Here is a 15,875-nt window from a genome sequence, read left to right as displayed (position 1 = left end):
GCCGCGTCCCGTCTCGGTGTCAGCTCACCCGAACGTCAGCGGCTCCGCCTCCGCCCACCGCGGCTCGAACTGCTCTTTCACGCTCGTCGCGAAGTCGATGTCCTTGACGTCGATCATCGCGAACGGCTCGTCCGCCGACAGGGGGTGTGGCACCTCGATGCACACCTCGATCTCGTCGAACACGTTGAACGTCCCGTCCACGTTCGGCGACGTCCGGACCTCGAACCCGTCCATGTCGGCGAGTTCGGAGGTGTACCGGCTGCCAACGCTCCGCGGGAGCTCGTCGACCGTCGCCGGCGACAGCAGCACCCGGATCTCCACACCGCGTTCGAGCGCGGACTCCAGCTCGGCGGTGACGCGCTCACCGATCGTGCCGAGGTCGAAGCCAGTCGCCGGCGCGCCCGCGACCACGACCACCCTGCGCTCCGCGGCGGCGATCCGCTCCAAGAGGAGGTCCGTCGCCTCCTCGGCGCCGACCGCCGCGGTCCAGAACTGGCCGTCGACCGGCTCGCCGGCGTCGAGCTCGGCGGAGAGGTCGTCGACCACCGACTCGTACTGCTCGGCCTGCGTCCGCAGCTCCTGTTTCTTCTCGTCGAGCAGGCGGTCCAGCGCGGCGTCGGGCTCGACCGCGACGTACTTCTTCGGTCGGCTGGCGGCCTGACTGCGGACGAGGCTGTGCTGCTCTAAGCTGTTGAGCACGTCGTATATCCGCCCCATCGGGACCTCGCTGGCCCGAGAGAGGTCCTTCGCCGTCGTCGGACCGGTCCGGAGGAGCGCGCGGTACGCCCGGGCCTCGTACTCTGAGAGCCCCAGGTCGCGGAGAGATGCCATACCCGGGGATGCCGCGGCACCCGTATAAACGCGTCGCCCGTTTACGATCCGGACCGACCGATCGGGCGTCCTCGCCGCCACCGGCGCGACGCGGCGATTTTTGCCCGGCGTATCGGCGCGGCTTACGCTAGGGCGTCGCCGACGCGACGCATCAACTCGTCGGGCGTTTCCGCCGGCTCGGAGGTCTCGTCGCCCGCGAGGACGACCGCGGTCCCTTCTGGCACCGTCCGCGGCGCGGGCGCGTCGGCCTCGTGTGCGTTCGGTGCGATCACCTTCTCGTGGTCGGCGACCCGCCACGCGGCGCGGTGGAGGTCGCTCCCGGGTTCGGTCCCGACCGCGATGACGGTCGTGCCGCGCCGGAGCCGGGCGGCGAGGCTCCCGTACGCGGCGACCTGAACGCTCAGGCGCTCGGTCGCGCCGGCGAACGCCTCGGCCGTCTCGCGGGCGACCTCGCGGTAGCGGTCCTCGCCGGTGAGCGCCGCGAGGTCGAGGAGCGCCGTCGCCATCTCGACGTTGGCGTCGAGCGGGCGGAACGACCGGTCGAGCAGTCCCGCCCCCGAGCGCGGCCCGTCGACGAACGACCCCTCGACGTGGAGCCGGTCGATCGCTCGGTCCGCGACCGCGCAGGCCACGTCGGCCCCCTCGCCGCGGACGCCGGCAGCGCGGACGTACGCCCCGACCACGCGGGCGGCGTCCTCCAACAGGTCGGACTCGCCGGCCTCGTCGCTGCCGCGGTAGTGGGTGACCGCGCCGCTGTCGGCGTCGATCAGGTCGCGTTCGAGGCCGTCGAGGATCCGGTCAGCGTACTCGCGGGCCCCCTCGTCGTCGGTGTAGGCGGCCACCGCGAACAGCGCGTCCGCGGCGAGCGCGTTGCCGCCGGCGAACACGGTCAGGTCGCGGCGGGGGTCGTCGAGGTCCGCGCGGTCCTCGGCGGGGGCGGCGTAGTAGGCGCGGCCGAGCCCGGGACCGAGGCTGCCGCCGACGCCGTAGCCGGTCCAGAGGTCGTCGGTGAGGAAGTCCACGGCGTCGAGCGCTGGGTCGAGGTACGCCTCGTCGCCGGTGTAGAGGAAGGCGTTCGCGAACGCGCGGGTCACGGCGGCGTTTGTGTCGAGCGGCTTCTCGTAGGCGACGTCCCCCCAGTCGGACGTCCCCGCGTAGCGGAAGAATCCGCCGTCGACGTCGTCGGTGAGGTGGTCGCGGACCGCGTCGAGCGTCCGGAGCGCGCGGTTCCGGTCCCGCTTCAGCGCGAACTCGACGGTCCGCGGGAGCGGGAACTTCGCGTCTGTCCCCCAGCCGGCGTTCTCGGCGTCGTACTTCGCCTCTAGCTGCCCGGCGAGGTGGCTCTCTATCCCGTCGGTCACGTCGCCGCGGGGCGGCAGGTCGGCGTCGAGCGCCCGGGGGACGCGCCCCGCGTCGCGGCCCTTGTCGGTCCACATCTGTCGGACCGATTCGAGGACCTGCCGCATCCCGTCGACGTCGAGGTAGCCCGCGCCGGTCAGCAGTCTCCCCTCGGGCGTGAGGAAGGCGGTCGTCGGGAACCCGCCCATGTTGTAGCGCTCGCGCACCCGCGGGTGGCGGTCGACGTCGACGCGGAGGGGGACGAACCCCTCGTTGACGTTGGCAGCGATCCGCGGCTCCGCGTAGGTGATCGCGTCCATCTCGTGACAGCCCTCGCACCAGGTGGCCGACAGCGAGAGCAGCACCGGGCGGTCGCGCTCGTCGGCCTCGGCGAACGCCTCGGGGCCCCAGTCGCGCCACTCGACGCGGGTCTCGTCGCTCATACCCGCAGTCGGCCCGGGACGGGGGTAAGCGCTTCGAGAGCGGAACGGCGCGGCCTGAAAGCGCGCGGGGGCGGCCGGGAGGAGGGCCCGGAGATATGAGAACGGCCCGGAGGAGGGCGGGAGGGCGCAGCGTCGGTGTCCACGCGACGCCTCGGCGGTCGGCGAGCGGTCGAGTCGGCGGCGGCGGTCTCAGCGCTTGTGGTCGTGACCGAGCGCGAGCGCGAGGGCGTTCGCGAACAGCAGGGCGACGAACAGCTGCCCGGTGCCGCCGTCGAGGCCCGCGTACAGGAGGGCGGGGTACGCGGCCGGGATGGCGATGGCCGCCCAGAAGGCGGCGGCTTTCACGGTGCCGGTCATCAGCCCGGCGAGCCGTTCGCCGGAGGCGATCTGCGTGGGAGCGGGGGTTGACATGGACACCTCTCCGTAGGAAGGGGGACCACATATAGCCCGACGAGGGTTCGACGAATTTCACCACGTTTCTCGGTCGGTTTGGACGTTTTAAAACCCGCTCAGAGATATTTTAACTGTTTATCGGCTCCGCTAATCCTTTGTTTCGAGATCTGTGCCGAACCGAGGGTTTCGGAGCGTCTGGGCCCGCGGAGCAGTCCGACCGCCGCGAGCCGCCGGTAGTCGACCCCGGTCGCGGTCCGGCGCGCGCCGAGCCGAGCGCCTGCCGCGGTACCAATCGCTTTGTCCGTCGGGGAGCGAGGACCGGTATGACCGAGACCGATCACCGCGACCGGCGCGGCGACTCGAACGGCCGGCGCGGCGGCACCGGAAGCGACCGAGAGCGACCCGCGGCGCGAACCGACGGCGGTCGCCCGGGCGTGGCGGTGGTGGCCTGCGGCGGCACTATCGCCTCGGAACCGGGCGAGGACGGTGCGGCGCCGGAGAAGACCGGCGACGACCTCGTGGCGGCGGTGCCGGCCGTGAGCGACCACGCGCGGGTGACGGCCAGAGAGGTCTGCTCGCGGCCGGGGTTCGACGTCCGGTGGCGCGACGTGCTCGCGACCGCGGCGGCGGCGCGCGAGGCGGTGGGCGAAGGCCCGGACCGGACGGGCGTGAGCGCGGACGAGGCTGCCGACGGCGTCGTCGTCACCCACGGGACGGACACCCTGGCGGACACCGCGTTCGCGCTGGACCTCCTCACGGACCTCGACGCGCCGGTCGTCGTCACCGGCGCGCAGCGGCGGCTCGACGAGCCCTCCAGCGACGTACCGGCGAACCTCGCGCTCGCGGTTCGGGCGGCCGCGGACAGCCGGTTCTCGCGCGGCGTCCACGTCGCGTTCGACGACGAGCTCCACGCCGCCCGCGACGTCGTGAAGGGCCACAGCAACGCGCTGTCGACGATGACTTCGCCGGGCGCGGGTCCGGTCGCGACGTTCACCCGCGCCGCCTCGCGCGTCGTCCGCACCCCCGAGCGCGGCGTCTCGGTCGATCCCCTCGCAGACGCCGTCGAGGGTGCTGAGGGCGTGCCTGAGGTCCCGGTGATCCACTCGGGCACCGGCGTCGGTGCGGGCGCGCTCGAACACGCGCTCGACGCGGGGGTCGGCGGGATCGTCGTCGAGGGGACCGGTCTCGGGAACGTCACCGGGGCGCTCGGAGAGGCGATCGGCGAAGCGGTCGAGTCCGTGCCGGTCGTCGTGGCCGGGCGCCCGCCCGCCGGGCCGACGGAGCCGGTGTACGGGACCGCCGGCGGCGCCGTCACGCTCGCCGACCACGGCGTCACGTTCGCCGGCGACCTCCCGGCCCCGAAGGCGCGCGTCGCGCTCGCGCTCGGCCTCGCCGCCGACCTCGACGCCGAGGGGGTCGAGGCGCTGTTCGCACCGCCGGCGTAGGCCGGCCGGAACGCGTCCCGCGCTCCCGGACCGGCCGCGGACCGGTTGGTTAGACGCGCGTTTGCGTCTACAGGAGGGACTTACGTATCGACAGCGTACCGCGAGGTATGACTGGTCTCACGCGGCGAGCGGCCCTCCACGGCGTCGCCGTCGGAGGCGCCGCCGCGCTCGCGGGGTGTACCGAGGCGGGCGACCCGATCCCGGGCGGAAACGGAACGGACGGCGGCGACGGACGCGACGGCGACGGTAACGCGAGCGACGGCGGGGGCGGCGGCGACGGGGTGACGACGGCGGTTCAGCAGGTCGGCGCGGCCCTCTCCGGGCCGGCGTGGAACCGGAACGAGCGACGCGGGTTCTGCGCGCTGATCACCGAGGAGCACGGCGAGGGCGCGGGGCTGTTCGACGACGCGCCCGAACGGGTCCGCGCGTTCGTCGAGGAGACCGACTTCGCGGCGTCGAGGCTCTGCTACGTCGAGTCCGTCGGGCCGGACACCTGTCACGACGAGATCGCGTTCGGCGGGGTCGCGGTCGAGGACGGGACCCTCGTCGCGAACGCGACGGTTCAGGGGCCGGGGGGCGACGATGTCACCTGCGGCGAGGCGATCACCTACTCGGCCGCGCTGCTCCGGGTCACGAGCGATCCCCTCCCCCGGGCGGCGCGGCTCTCGGTCACCGACGGCTGGGGCGAGACCGGGACGGTGCGCGACGCCGACGGAATCCGCGACCCGGAGGGGCTCGCCGGGGAGATCCGACCCGACCACGGGCCGTCGAACGTCCCCGCCTTGTTCGACTGCGACGCCGAGGGGGCCGAGCGTCACCCACAGCTCTACGAGGGCGGCGTCAACTGGGGCGGCGCGGGCGGGGTCGGCACCGGCGCCGGCGGCGACGGCCCGCTCGCGCTCCGCGTTGTGATCCCCGGCGACGACGCCCCCGGGTCCGATCCGCTCGCGATCGGCCGCGGGACTGCGTTCCGGATCGAACTGACGAACGTCTCCGGTCGCACGGCGTACGTCGGTAGTCGCGGGCAGTACAACCTGGAGATCCTGACCGAGGCGGGCTGGACCGAGCTCCGCGCGACGGAGGGCGACCCCGCCGTCGGCTACGACGACGTGGCGATCGGCGTCCCGCCCGGGGGGACGCTGACGTGGGAGTTCGAGATGAGCGAGTCCGGGCTCGTCGGGGACGGGCCGCAGGCGGACGCGTTCCGGGTCTGTCCGGACCTCGTTCCCGGCCGCTATCGGTTCGTCTTCTTCGGCGCCGACGACCTCGCCGTCGCGTTCGACTACGAGGACTGACGCGGCGGCCCGGCGTCAAACCGCGGCGTCTCAGCCGCGGACCTCGATGAGGAGGTCAGTCTCGGGCGACTCGCCCATCCGGTCCCGCACGCGGTCCCACGAGAGGTCCGTGCGCGCGGTCACCGACTCGGTGGCGACCGCGCCGCAGGCGTTGCCGACCAGGATCGGGACCTGGTAGTCGCGCGGGTCGTGCGAGAACCCGTCGCCGGTGATCTCCGGCTCGCGCAGCGCGGCCGCGAGGAACCCGGCCGCGAAGGCGTCGCCGGCGCCGGTCGTGTCGACCGGGTCGACGTCGAACCCGGGGTGCGAGACGCTGCCGTGCGGCGTCCGCACCGTCGCGCCTTCGTCGCCGAGCTTGATCGCGACGACGCGGTCCTCCGGCTCCCACGGATCGACGTCCGTGGCCGCCGCGAGCGCGTCGGCCTCCCGGTCGTTCACGAAGAGCACGTCGCTCGCGTGGAGCGCGGCGTCGAACTCCCGGTCCGCGACGCGGCGCCCGGGGTCGAAGCTCCGGGTCGCACCCGCCTCGGCGGCCGCGGTCGCGAGCGCCGCGGCGGTCTCGGGCTGCTGGCCGGTGAGGTGGAGGTGGTCGGCGGCTGCGAGCGTGTCGCGGTCGAGCCCGGCCGCGGAGAACGACTCGTTCGCGCCGTCGTTCGCGAGCATGAGCAGCTCGCCACCGCCGTCGACGATGACGTACTTCACCGAGGTCGGCTCGGCGGCGTCGACGAGTACCTGACCGGGATCGACGCCGGCGCTGGCGAGCTCGCGCAGCGCCAGCGCGCCCGACTCGTCACCGCCGACGCTGCCGTAGACGACCGACTGGCCGCCGAGGTCGACGAGCCCAACCGCGACGTTCGCGGCGCTACCGCCGCCGGACTGTTCGAGCCGGTCGATCCGCGTCTCGCCGTCGGGCTCGGGGAGGCGGTCGACGTGGATCGTCACGTCCCAGTTGATGTGGCCCGCCGAGACGACCTTCGGGACGCGGTCGGCGTCGTCGGGGTTCAGGTCGGGGTCGCGGTCGACCGACGGGTCGACCCCGTCGCCGGCGGGGGGCGCACCGCCGTCGGCAGCCTCGTTCCCCGCGGCGTCGTTCCCCGCGCCGTCGTCAGCTGCCCCGTCGGTCGCGGTGCCGCCGTCGCCGTCCCCTCGATCCTCGGAACCTTCGCCCTCCCACTCGTCGACCTCGCGGCCCCACGCCGCGACCGTCTCGTCCCAGTCGTCGACGCCCTCGCCGTCGCCAGGTTCGGACACGATGTCGTCGTCGCCCGCGCCGTCGCGTCCGCTCATGGTTCCGCCCACGGCTCGGCTGCGCCCTCGCCGAACAGCTCCCGCATCAGCGTCACGATGCTCTCGGGCGGGAACTGCCCCTGCTCGGTGACGATCGCGTCCATGTACCGCGGCGGCGTCACGTCGAACGCTGGGTTCTCGACCGCGATCTCACCGATCTCCCCGCGGGTCTCGGCGTCGATGACCTCGCTCTCGTCCCGCATCTCGATCTCGACGGTGTGGCCCGTCAGCGTCTCCGGGTGGAGCTTGATCGTCTGTGCCGCGGTCATGATCGGGACGCCGCGCTCGCGGGCGTTGACCGCGAGCCCCGAGGTGCCGATCTTGTTGATGACGCCGCCGTCGGCGGCGATCGAGTCCGCGCCGACGACGACGTGGTCGACCTCGTCGAGGTACCGCCGCGCCGCGGAGTCGACGATGAGCGTGACGGGGACGCCCGCGTCGCGGAGCTGTTCGGCGGTGATGTGGCCCTGCTGGCGCGGGCGCGTCTCCTTGACGACCGCCGAGATCGACTTCCCCTGCTCGACGGCCGCCTCGATGCACGCGAGCGCGTCGGTGGAGTGGCAGTGGGTCATCACCGTGTCGCCGTCGGCGAGGCGGTTCGCGCCGACCCGCCCGAGGTCCTCCTGCGCGCGGTCGAGCTGGCGGACGAACGCCTCGCTCGCGTCGGCGACGCTCAGGCGGAGTCGGTCGACCGAGTCGCCCTCCATCCGCTGGAGGACGTATCGGAGCGCGTTGGGCAGCGACACCGCGGTCGGGCGCGTCTCGCGGAGCGTGCGGGCCGCGGCGCGCATCGACGCGCGGAACGCCGCGGGGTCGCTCGCGGTCGCGTCCGCCGCGGCCGCCGCCTCCGCCTGCTCGGCGAGGGCCTCGGCGGCCGCGGAGGCGATGGTCGCCGCGCCGCGGATCTCCATCGTCGCGATCGACTCGGCGGTCTCACGGACCGCCGGCGCCGGCTCCGTGTCTGTCATACCGATCCGGTAGCCGCCCGTGTATTTATAAAACCGGCCGACTGCCGGCGCCGCCGCCCCTACTCCGCGTCCGGCTGCTGGCCGTAGCTCTCGAACCGCTCCTCGACGGTCGCCATCTGCTCGTCGGTGAGGACGTGCGGCTCGCCGACCGCGGACGCGCGCAGGTAGAGCCGGCAGATGTCCTCGACGTGGCGGGTGTTCTCGACCGCCGTCTCCACGTCCGGGCCGGTGACGACGAGCCCGTGGTTCGCTAAGATTGCGGCGTCGGAGTCCGCCTCGGCCATCGCGGCGACGACGTTCGCGGCCAGCTCCTCGGTCCCGTACGGCGCGTAGTCGGCCAGCGGCACCTCACGGCCGACCGCGGCGATCATGTAGTGGACCGGCGGGAGCTTCCGGCCGAGCGTCGCCATCGTCGTCGCCCACGGCGAGTGGGTGTGGACGATCGCGCCCGGCCGGTCGTGCCCGTAGATGCCCGTGTGCATCGGCACTTCGCTCGACGGCGCCATGCGCCCGGCGAGCCGCTCACCGTCCAGCGACACCACGGGCACGTCCCCCGCGTCGAAGGAGTCGTAGGGGACGCCGGTGGGCGTGACCGCCACCGCGTCGCCGTCGCGGACGCTCAGGTTCCCGGTCCGGCCGGGCGTCAGATCGGCGAGCACCGGCGCGTACTCGACGACCGCGTCACGCGCCTCGCGCAGGAGGTCGGGGTTCGCTCCCGGCTCGGGGTCTCCCCCGGCGTCATCGCGGGTCACGCCGCCACCTCCGTCAAGTCGGTGAGCGCGTCGAGCCGACGGTCGGGGCGCTGCCGCGCCGAGAGGTCCGCCTCGGCGGGCGCGTCGCCGTCGGCGACGAAGAGGGCGGTGTCGAGACCGACCGCGTTCGCGCCGGCGACGTCCGTCTCGGGGTTGTCGCCGACCGCCAGCGCCTCGCTCGGCCGGCGGTCTAGCTCGGCGAGCGCGGTCGTGAACGGGAGCGCGCTCGGCTTCTCGCGGCCGACCTCCTCGGAGGTGACGAGCAAGTCGATCCGGTCGTCGACCCCGAGCGCCGTGAGCTTGCGCAGCTGGATCCGCGTCGTGAGGTTGGTCACGACCGCGACGTCGATCCCGGCCGCGTCGAGCGCGTCGAAGGCCGGTTCGACGCCGTCGCAGGGCGACATCTCCGCGAGGAATCCGTCCCAGTAGGCGTCGCCGGCCGCCAGCGCGGCCGCGACGTCCGGCTCGCCGGAGCGACGGTACAGCCCGCGCTTGAAGTAGACGTGCCGGTCGTGGCAGGCGGCGGTGGTTCGCGTCTCGCGTTTCGCCTCCCGTCGACCGGTCGCGTAGAGGTCGTCAAACGCCGCGCGGTCGAGCTCGTACCCGCGCTCGCGGAGGGCGTCGAGCGCGGCCCGCTTGCCCGCCTCGTTACAGGGGGCGTACGGGTACAGCGTGTTGTCGAGGTCGAAGAGGACCGCCTCGTAGCTCATGGGCGGACTCGACGCGGCACCGACTTAACTGTGATTCGACGCGGCGACACCGCGCGGTCGAGAAGGGGAGACCGCGCCTCACTGCTCGTTCATCGCCTCGCTGGCGATGTTGCGGCCGCGGGAGTTGAGCGCCACCTCGCGGCGGATCCGGACCTCCTCGACCACTTCGAGCTCGACCAGCCGCTCAAACGTCTCCTCGACGTCGTCGACGTCCATCCCGAGGAACGAGGGGATCTCGAACGGCGAGACGCCGGAGTACAGCGCCATCAGCACCTCGCGGTCGCGGCTAGAGAGGTCGACGTTCGTCGACGACCGCTCCTCGCCCTTCCGGAGCCACGACTCGACGAACCGCATCCGGCTCGGGTCGCCAGCGACGTGCGTCTCGATGCTCGTCCCCTCGTCGTCCGTGTGCGACACCTCGATGACGGGCTTTTTCTCGCCGTTCACCGTGCGCTTCGCGGCGTCGAGCCCGCTGATGTCGTCGAGGTCGAACTTCACGAACGCGCCGCGCTCCAAGGCGGCGTTGAGCCCGTTCTCGTCGATCTTCACGCGGGCCTGCTCCCACTCGGTGTCCTGGACGACGCCCCCCTCGATCGCGGGGTGTTTCGCCATCACGGTCTTCTGGTCGAGCAGGGCGCGGTAGACGTCGCGCTCGAACGACTCGTGGTCGGAGGCGGCGACGAGCATGACCTGATCGCCTAAGTCGAAGCTCACGTAGTTGGAGACGCGCGCGACGGACTGGTTCGCGTCGTGGCGGCCGCCGAGCCGCTCCAGCTTCGACAGCGGAATCGTCCGCTTCCCGTCGTTGCCGGCCAGGATTAGCCGCCGGTTCGAGAGCAGGACGCGCCCGGGCGTCCACGAGACGTCGCTCACCTTCCGCCCCTCGCGGACCGCGACCGCGAACTTCGCCTGCGTGTCGGTGATCTTGTACTCGCCCTGGTCCTGCGCCATTTACGGACCCCCCGCGCGGAGCTTCGAGACGGCCGAGAACACGCGCTTCCTGACGGCCTGACTGTCGTCGTCCGCGTACTCTTCCAAGCGGTTGAGCGTCTCCTGTCCGCCGATCTGTCCGAGGACGAACACCGCCTTCGCGCGGGCGTCCTCCGGGTGTTCGGGGCTCAGCTTGTCGAGCAGACGGTCCTCGACGACCGGCCCGCCGAGGCTCTTGAGGCTCGTGGCCGCGAACTGCGCGGTCTGCGGGTCGTCGTCCGCGAGCGCGTCGGCGAGCGCCTCCACCGCCGTCGACGCGTCCGGGTCCGCCACCCGGCCGAGGATCCACGCCGCGTTCCGCCGCTGGCGGCTCTGCTGGCCGTCGGTGAGGATCTCGACGAGCGGCTCGACGACGGTCGCGTCGTCGGCCGCCTTCAGCTCCGAGACCACCTGGTCGCGGACCGCGTGGCTCTGTTGGGTGGGCACGTTCGAGAGCAGCTCGATCACCGAGTACACCGCCGCGTTGCGCACGACCGCGCTCTCGTCGCCGAGCGCCCGCGCGAGCGGCTCGACCGGTTCGGGCGTGCTCGCCTTCCCGAGGGCCCCGGCCGCGATCCGGCGGATCGACTCGTCGCCGTCGTCGAGCAGGTCCAACAGCGGCGACAGCGCCTCGTCGGTGCCGATCGTCCCCAGCGCGTTGGCCGCGGCGCGGCGCACGCGCGGGTCGTCGTCGTCCAGCCGCTCGCGGAGGCCGGGGACCGCTCGGGCGTCCGCGAAGGTCCCGCAGGCCTGCGCCGCGCGGAGCCGGACGCGGGCGTCCTCGTCGTCGAGCGCGCCGACGAGCGGCTGGACCCCGCTCGCGTCGTCGAGCCGCCCGAGCGCGTTCGCTGCCGCCATCCGGAGCTCCGGGCGGTCAGCCTTCAGCGCGCGGGCGAACTTCCGCGCGGTGACCCACTCGGCCTCGGCGTCGCCGCCGCCGCCCGTGAGCTCCTCAAGGAGCTGTTGGAGCGCTTCCTCGCCGATCGCGTCGAGCGCGTCGACCGCCGACCCGCGGACCTCTGGGTCGTCGTCCGTCGTCGCCGCGCGGAGCAGCCCGTCGACCGTCGCCTGATCGCTCTCCTCGCCGACTTCGCCGAGGAACTCCGCCGCCCGCCGCCTGACGGCCGCGCTGTCGCTGCCGAGCGCGTCCCGGAGGCGCTCCGCGTTCCCGTCCCGGACGTGCTGGTACAGCGACATCAGCGCCTCCCGAACACCCGTCGTCGCTTGTCGATCGGTTCGTAGCGGTCGGTGCGGTCCGGGGGGACGCTCTCCGTCATCCCCAACACTAAGACGCCGTCGTCCGCCAGCGACGCCTCCAGCGTGTCGAACAGGGCGGCCTTGTGGTCCACGTCGATGTAGATCAGCAGGTTCCGGCACAGCACCACGTCGAACGGGTCGCGGGCGCCGTCGCGGATCAGGTCGTGCGTCTCGAAGTCGACGAGGCGCTTGACCGCCGGGCGCACCTGAAACGTGTCCTCGTCGCGCTCGACGTACTTGTCGGGGTCGGAGAGCGGCTCCAGCTCCTCGGCGATGTCCGTTGTGCGCGTCGTGTGGTAGACGCCCTCGCGGGCGTTTTCGAGGGCTTCCTCGCTGATGTCGGAGCCGAGCACCTCGATCCGCGACTCGTCTATCTCCGGGTCGTCCCGGGCCAGCATCGCGACGGAGTACGGCTCCCGGCCGTCCGCCGAGGGCGCGGACCAGACGCGGACGCGCCGCTGGTCTGCGGTCCGCTCGCGGAGCACGTCCCGGAGCACGTCCCACATCTCCGGGTTTCGGAAGAACTCCGTCACGTTGATCGTGAGCGCGTCCATCAGCGCCTGCCGCTCGTCGGCGTCCTCGCGGAGGATCCGCTCGTACTCGGCGTGCGACTCCGTGTCGCGCCGCCGCATCCGCGCCGTGATCCGGCGGTCGAGGTACGACTCGTTGTAGTACCCCGGCTCGAACGGCACCGTGTCGTCGATCTGCCGGAGGACGCCTTCGAACGCCGTCTCGCCGTCGTCCGCCGACCCGCTCATAGGCTCACCACGTCGAGGACGGCCACGACGTCCCCGTCCCCGAGGACGGCCGTGCCGCTGAGGCCCGGCGTCCCCGAGAGCGGGCCGTCGAGGGGTTTGACGACCACTTCCTCCTGGTCTAGCACCGCGTCGCAGTGGAGCGCGACCTTGCGCGTCTCCTCGCGGATCCGGACGAGCATGCCGTCGTCGCTCGGGCCCTCGCCGGACCCGTCGGGCGCCGCGGGGTCGGCCGGGACGAACCCGTCGTCTCCCGGCTCGTCGGCCGCGACGCCGCCGTCGGCGGCTGGCGTCTCGGTCGGCCGTTCCGCCGCGGTCGGATCGATCTCGCCGAGACGTTCGTTCAGCCGGACGACAGGGTAGAGGTCGTCCTCGTGTCTGACGACCTCGTCGCCGTGGACCTCCTCGACGTCGTCGGCGCGGGCGACCTCCGCGATCGACTTGATCGGGATGCCGTACTCCGTGCCGCCCACGTCGACGAACATCACCTTCACGATGGCGACGGTGACCGGGAGCCGGAACCGGACCGTGCTCCCCTCGCCGGGCTCGCTCTCGATCGAGACGGAGCCGTCGAGGTCGCGCGCGGTCGTCCGGACCACGTCCATCCCGACCCCGCGGCCGGAGACGTCGGTGACCTCCTCCGCGGTCGAGAAGCCGGGGTGGAAGACGAGGTCGTACACCTCGTCGTCCTCCATCGCCTCGACCGCCTCGCGGCTCTTGACGTCCTCGTCGACCGCCTTCTCGCGGAGCTGGTCGGGGTCAAGCCCGCCGCCGTCGTCCGACACCTCGATGATCACGTGGTCGCGCTCGCGCTCCGCCGTGAGCGACACGTGGCCGGTCGGGTCCTTCCCGGCCGCTTCGCGCTCCTCGGGCGACTCGATCCCGTGGTCGACCGCGTTCCGCAGGACGTGGACGAGCGGGTCGCGCATCTCCGTGAGGATCGTGCGGTCCAGCTCGACATCGTCGCCCTCGATCTCGAAGTCGATCCGCTTGTCGAGGTCCCGCGAGATGTCGCGGACGAGCCGCGGGAACGAGTCGGACACCTGCGAGAACGGGATGAGCCGCATGTCCATCGCCGTGTCTTGGAGGCTGGAGGCGAGCTTGTCGAGCTCGTCTAAGGCGTCTGACTCCGCGTCCGTCCCCTCGATCTCGCGGCGGAGCTTGATCCGGCTCGTCACCAGCTGCTCGACGAGCCCGTACAGCTCGTCGACCTGATCGACATCGACGCGGATCGACTTGATCTCGTCGCCGGACTTGGAGTCGGTCCCGCCGGCGGACCCGGAGTCGTCCGACGGCGAACTGGAGTCGTCAGCGGACGGCTCGGCTTCGCCGTCGTCGTCGGACTGGTCGGGCTCGTCGTCCGCGTCGGCCGCGGCCGGCTCCGCCGCGCCTTCGGCGTCGATCTCGCCCGAGTCAGCGTCGCCGGGGTCGGCGGGTTCGGGCCCGGCGTCGCCCGACTCGGCGGCGGACTGCTCGGGGGCCGCCGATTCGGCGTCCGGGTCGCTCGATTGGACCTCGGCGGCGTCGCCGCCGCCGACTGCGGCCGCCGTCACCGCCTCGACCTGCGTGAGCGCCCGGAGCCCCTCGGCGACGACCTCGGGGTCGGCGCCGCCGACGAAGGCGTCGAACCCCTCGTCGTACTCGCCGTCCTCCAGCGCCTCGGGCGCGGGGTCGGTGGCGTGCCCGTCGAACTGCTCGTCGAGGGCTTGGAGGACGAGCGCCGCGTCGACGCCCGGCATCTGGGCCTCGCCGATCGTCACGTCCGCGTACGCGACCGGGTCCGGGAGGTCGTCCGCGGCCGCCGGCGGCTCCGGCACCGAGATGTCGGGGGCCTCCCCGTCCGCGTCGGCTTCGGTTCCGCCATCATCGTCACCGCCGGCGTCGCCTTCGTCGGCCGCGGCATCGCCGGCGCCGCCGGCCGAATCGCCGTCTCCGCCGGCGTCGCTCCCGCCGACGGTGCCGTGCTCCTCCATCTCGCGCAGGCGCGATTCGAGGTCGGAGGGGTCCGTCGACACCTCGCCGGTGTCGGCGATCTCGTCGACCATCGCCTCGACGGTGTCGACCCCCTCGAAGAGGAGATCCATCAGCTCGGGCGTCACCTCGCGCTCGCCCTGTCGGACCGCGTCGAGCAGGTCTTCGAGGGCGTGCCCGAAGTCGGAGACGCCCTCGTACCCCATCGCCGCGGCGTTGCCCTTCAGGGTGTGAGCGACGCGGAACACGTCGTCCATCGCCTCGGCGTCCTCGGGGTCCGCTTCGAGCGCGAGCAGGGCGTTGTTGAGGTCGGTGATCCCGTCTTCGGCCTCGGCGACGAACGCCGCGCGGTGGGAGTCCATCAGGCCTCACCCCCCACTATCGCGCCGGCGACGTCGTCGAGGTCGCACACCGCGTCGACGCCGCCCGTCTCGACGGCGCGCTTCGGCATGCCGTAGATGACGCAGGTGTCCTCGCTCTGCGCTAGCGTGTACGCCCCGGCGTCGGCCATCGCGCGGATCCCCTCGGCCGCGTCCGAGCCCATGCCGGTCAGCACGACGCCGACGAGCGGGTCGTCGATCACCTCGGCCGCGGAGCGCATCGTCACGTCCGCCGCGGGGGTGACAGTGTGGGAGTCGTCGTCTTCGTCGAGCTTCACCCGGAGCCGCCCCGACCGGTAGCTGTCGATGCGTGTGTGGCTTCCGCCGCGGGCGACGAGCGCCTCGCCGGCGCCGATCCGGGCGCCGTCGCTCGCCTCCCGCACGTCGTACGCTGAGGCCTCGTCGAGCCGGTTCGCGAACCGCGAGGTGAACGCCTCGGGCATGTGCTGGACGATCACCACGCGGCAGTCCGCCATCGGCAGCGCCGACAGCACGCGCTCGACCGCGTTCGGGCCGCCGGTCGAGGCCGCGATCACGACCGTCAGCGGGCCGTCGACGTCCGCGGCGTCCGCCTCCGACGCGGCGCCCGGCGAGCGCGACGCCGCGGCGCTTGGATCGTCACGCTCGCGGGTCGCGGCGTCGAGGTCGGCGTCCGCAACCGAGCGCACCGCCTCGACGAGCCGGTCCGACTCCCGCGAGACGCCGGTGGACACCTCGCCGCCCGGCTTCGCGAAGAAGTCGACCGCGCCCCGGTCGAGCGCCTCGAAGGTGACTTCTGCCCCCTCGTCCGTGTGCGCGGACAGCATCAACACCGGCGTCGGCGTCTCCTCCATCAGGCGCTCGACGGCTTCGAGCCCGCCCATTCCGGGCATCTCGACGTCCATCGTCACGACGTCGGGGCGCGTCTCGGCCACCACCGAGAGCGCCTCCTCTCCGTCCCCCGCCTCGCCGACGACCGCGACCCCGGCGTCGCTCAAGAGGTCGCTTATCAATCCCCGCATGAACGGAGAATCGTCAACGACCACCACCCGCGGCGACCCGTCCCGACCGCCGCGCCGATCCGTCGTCCTGCTCATACTCC

General features: G+C 72.9%; 14 protein-coding genes. 2 read left to right on the top strand and 12 right to left on the bottom strand.

What is annotated here, in order from left to right; translation table 11 throughout:
- Positions 1 to 24: 24 nt before the first annotated feature.
- From Z052_RS19220 to Z052_RS19210, 3 genes are all read right to left on the bottom strand, one after another.
- Complete coding sequence (locus tag Z052_RS19220) at positions 25 to 831, bottom strand: TrmB family transcriptional regulator (RefSeq protein ID WP_049930418.1); 807 nt, start codon at positions 829 to 831, stop codon at positions 25 to 27.
- A gap of 122 nt (positions 832 to 953) precedes the next feature.
- Positions 954 to 2,612 (bottom strand): DUF255 domain-containing protein, encoded by a 1,659-nt coding sequence (locus tag Z052_RS19215; protein WP_094583348.1) that lies wholly within the window; start codon positions 2,610 to 2,612, stop codon positions 954 to 956.
- Positions 2,613 to 2,801: 189 nt separating this feature from the next.
- Positions 2,802 to 3,023, bottom strand: coding sequence for a hypothetical protein (locus tag Z052_RS19210; protein ID WP_049930415.1), 222 nt, complete (start codon positions 3,021 to 3,023; stop codon positions 2,802 to 2,804).
- A 305-nt stretch (positions 3,024 to 3,328) separates the two neighbouring features.
- Here Z052_RS19210 and Z052_RS19205 point away from each other — a divergent pair, with 305 nt between their 5' ends.
- Positions 3,329 to 4,450: an asparaginase gene (locus Z052_RS19205; RefSeq protein WP_094521061.1), complete on the top strand. Its 1,122-nt coding sequence runs from the start codon at positions 3,329 to 3,331 to the stop codon at positions 4,448 to 4,450.
- A gap of 107 nt (positions 4,451 to 4,557) precedes the next feature.
- Positions 4,558 to 5,745 (top strand): hypothetical protein, encoded by a 1,188-nt coding sequence (locus Z052_RS19200; protein ID WP_094521062.1) that lies wholly within the window; start codon positions 4,558 to 4,560, stop codon positions 5,743 to 5,745.
- A 30-nt stretch (positions 5,746 to 5,775) separates the two neighbouring features.
- Here Z052_RS19200 and Z052_RS19195 read toward each other — a convergent pair whose 3' ends face one another.
- The 9 genes from Z052_RS19195 to cheB all read right to left on the bottom strand — a co-directional run bounded on the left by Z052_RS19195 (position 5,776) and on the right by cheB (position 15,870).
- Entirely contained in the window at positions 5,776 to 7,032 is a 1,257-nt protein-coding gene (locus Z052_RS19195) for a carbohydrate kinase family protein (RefSeq protein WP_094521063.1), read from the bottom strand.
- On the bottom strand, positions 7,029 to 8,000 hold the full coding sequence (locus tag Z052_RS19190; protein ID WP_086215819.1) for a ribose 1,5-bisphosphate isomerase: 972 nt from the start codon (positions 7,998 to 8,000) through the stop codon (positions 7,029 to 7,031). Before Z052_RS19190 ends, Z052_RS19195 begins: the two co-directional genes overlap by 4 nt.
- A 59-nt stretch (positions 8,001 to 8,059) precedes the next feature.
- Positions 8,060 to 8,752, bottom strand: coding sequence for a class II aldolase/adducin family protein (locus Z052_RS19185; protein WP_094521064.1), 693 nt, complete (start codon positions 8,750 to 8,752; stop codon positions 8,060 to 8,062).
- Positions 8,749 to 9,462: an HAD family hydrolase gene (locus Z052_RS19180; RefSeq protein WP_094521065.1), complete on the bottom strand. Its 714-nt coding sequence runs from the start codon at positions 9,460 to 9,462 to the stop codon at positions 8,749 to 8,751. Before Z052_RS19180 ends, Z052_RS19185 begins: the two co-directional genes overlap by 4 nt.
- A gap of 78 nt (positions 9,463 to 9,540) precedes the next feature.
- The gene (locus Z052_RS19175) at positions 9,541 to 10,413 is read right to left on the bottom strand and encodes a CheF family chemotaxis protein (protein WP_049930402.1); all 873 of its coding nucleotides are present in this window, start codon (positions 10,411 to 10,413) and stop codon (positions 9,541 to 9,543) included.
- Complete coding sequence (locus Z052_RS19170) at positions 10,414 to 11,628, bottom strand: HEAT repeat domain-containing protein (protein WP_094521066.1); 1,215 nt, start codon at positions 11,626 to 11,628, stop codon at positions 10,414 to 10,416.
- Positions 11,628 to 12,446: a protein-glutamate O-methyltransferase CheR gene (locus tag Z052_RS19165; protein ID WP_049930399.1), complete on the bottom strand. Its 819-nt coding sequence runs from the start codon at positions 12,444 to 12,446 to the stop codon at positions 11,628 to 11,630. Before Z052_RS19165 ends, Z052_RS19170 begins: the two co-directional genes overlap by 1 nt.
- Positions 12,443 to 14,776 carry a chemotaxis protein CheA gene (locus Z052_RS19160; RefSeq protein ID WP_094521067.1) on the bottom strand — a complete coding sequence of 778 codons (2,334 nt, stop codon included), beginning with the start codon at positions 14,774 to 14,776 and terminating at the stop codon, positions 12,443 to 12,445. Before Z052_RS19160 ends, Z052_RS19165 begins: the two co-directional genes overlap by 4 nt.
- Positions 14,776 to 15,870, bottom strand: coding sequence for a chemotaxis-specific protein-glutamate methyltransferase CheB (cheB, locus tag Z052_RS19155; protein WP_176450746.1), 1,095 nt, complete (start codon positions 15,868 to 15,870; stop codon positions 14,776 to 14,778). The genes Z052_RS19160 and cheB overlap by 1 nt, the downstream gene beginning before the upstream one ends.
- Positions 15,871 to 15,875: the final 5 nt, after the last annotated feature.

This window comes from Halorubrum sp. C191 (genome assembly GCF_002727095.1).
GTDB lineage: Archaea > Halobacteriota > Halobacteria > Halobacteriales > Haloferacaceae > Halorubrum > Halorubrum ezzemoulense.
Note: the sequence above shows the minus strand (reverse complement) of the source record. Positions and strands in the feature narration are given on the sequence as shown.

Coding starts and splice junctions, on each gene's coding strand:
- Z052_RS19220 (WP_049930418.1), bottom strand. CDS start 831: ATGGCATCTCTCCGCGACCTGGGGCTCTCAGAGTACGAGGCCCGGGCG.
- Z052_RS19160 (WP_094521067.1), bottom strand. CDS start 14,776: ATGGACTCCCACCGCGCGGCGTTCGTCGCCGAGGCCGAAGACGGGATC.
- Z052_RS19190 (WP_086215819.1), bottom strand. CDS start 8,000: ATGACAGACACGGAGCCGGCGCCGGCGGTCCGTGAGACCGCCGAGTCG.
- Z052_RS19180 (WP_094521065.1), bottom strand. CDS start 9,462: ATGAGCTACGAGGCGGTCCTCTTCGACCTCGACAACACGCTGTACCCG.
- Z052_RS19205 (WP_094521061.1), top strand. CDS start 3,329: ATGACCGAGACCGATCACCGCGACCGGCGCGGCGACTCGAACGGCCGG.
- Z052_RS19165 (WP_049930399.1), bottom strand. CDS start 12,446: ATGAGCGGGTCGGCGGACGACGGCGAGACGGCGTTCGAAGGCGTCCTC.
- Z052_RS19200 (WP_094521062.1), top strand. CDS start 4,558: ATGACTGGTCTCACGCGGCGAGCGGCCCTCCACGGCGTCGCCGTCGGA.
- Z052_RS19170 (WP_094521066.1), bottom strand. CDS start 11,628: ATGTCGCTGTACCAGCACGTCCGGGACGGGAACGCGGAGCGCCTCCGG.
- Z052_RS19195 (WP_094521063.1), bottom strand. CDS start 7,032: ATGAGCGGACGCGACGGCGCGGGCGACGACGACATCGTGTCCGAACCT.
- cheB (WP_176450746.1), bottom strand. CDS start 15,870: ATGAGCAGGACGACGGATCGGCGCGGCGGTCGGGACGGGTCGCCGCGG.
- Z052_RS19175 (WP_049930402.1), bottom strand. CDS start 10,413: ATGGCGCAGGACCAGGGCGAGTACAAGATCACCGACACGCAGGCGAAG.
- Z052_RS19215 (WP_094583348.1), bottom strand. CDS start 2,612: ATGAGCGACGAGACCCGCGTCGAGTGGCGCGACTGGGGCCCCGAGGCG.
- Z052_RS19210 (WP_049930415.1), bottom strand. CDS start 3,023: ATGTCAACCCCCGCTCCCACGCAGATCGCCTCCGGCGAACGGCTCGCC.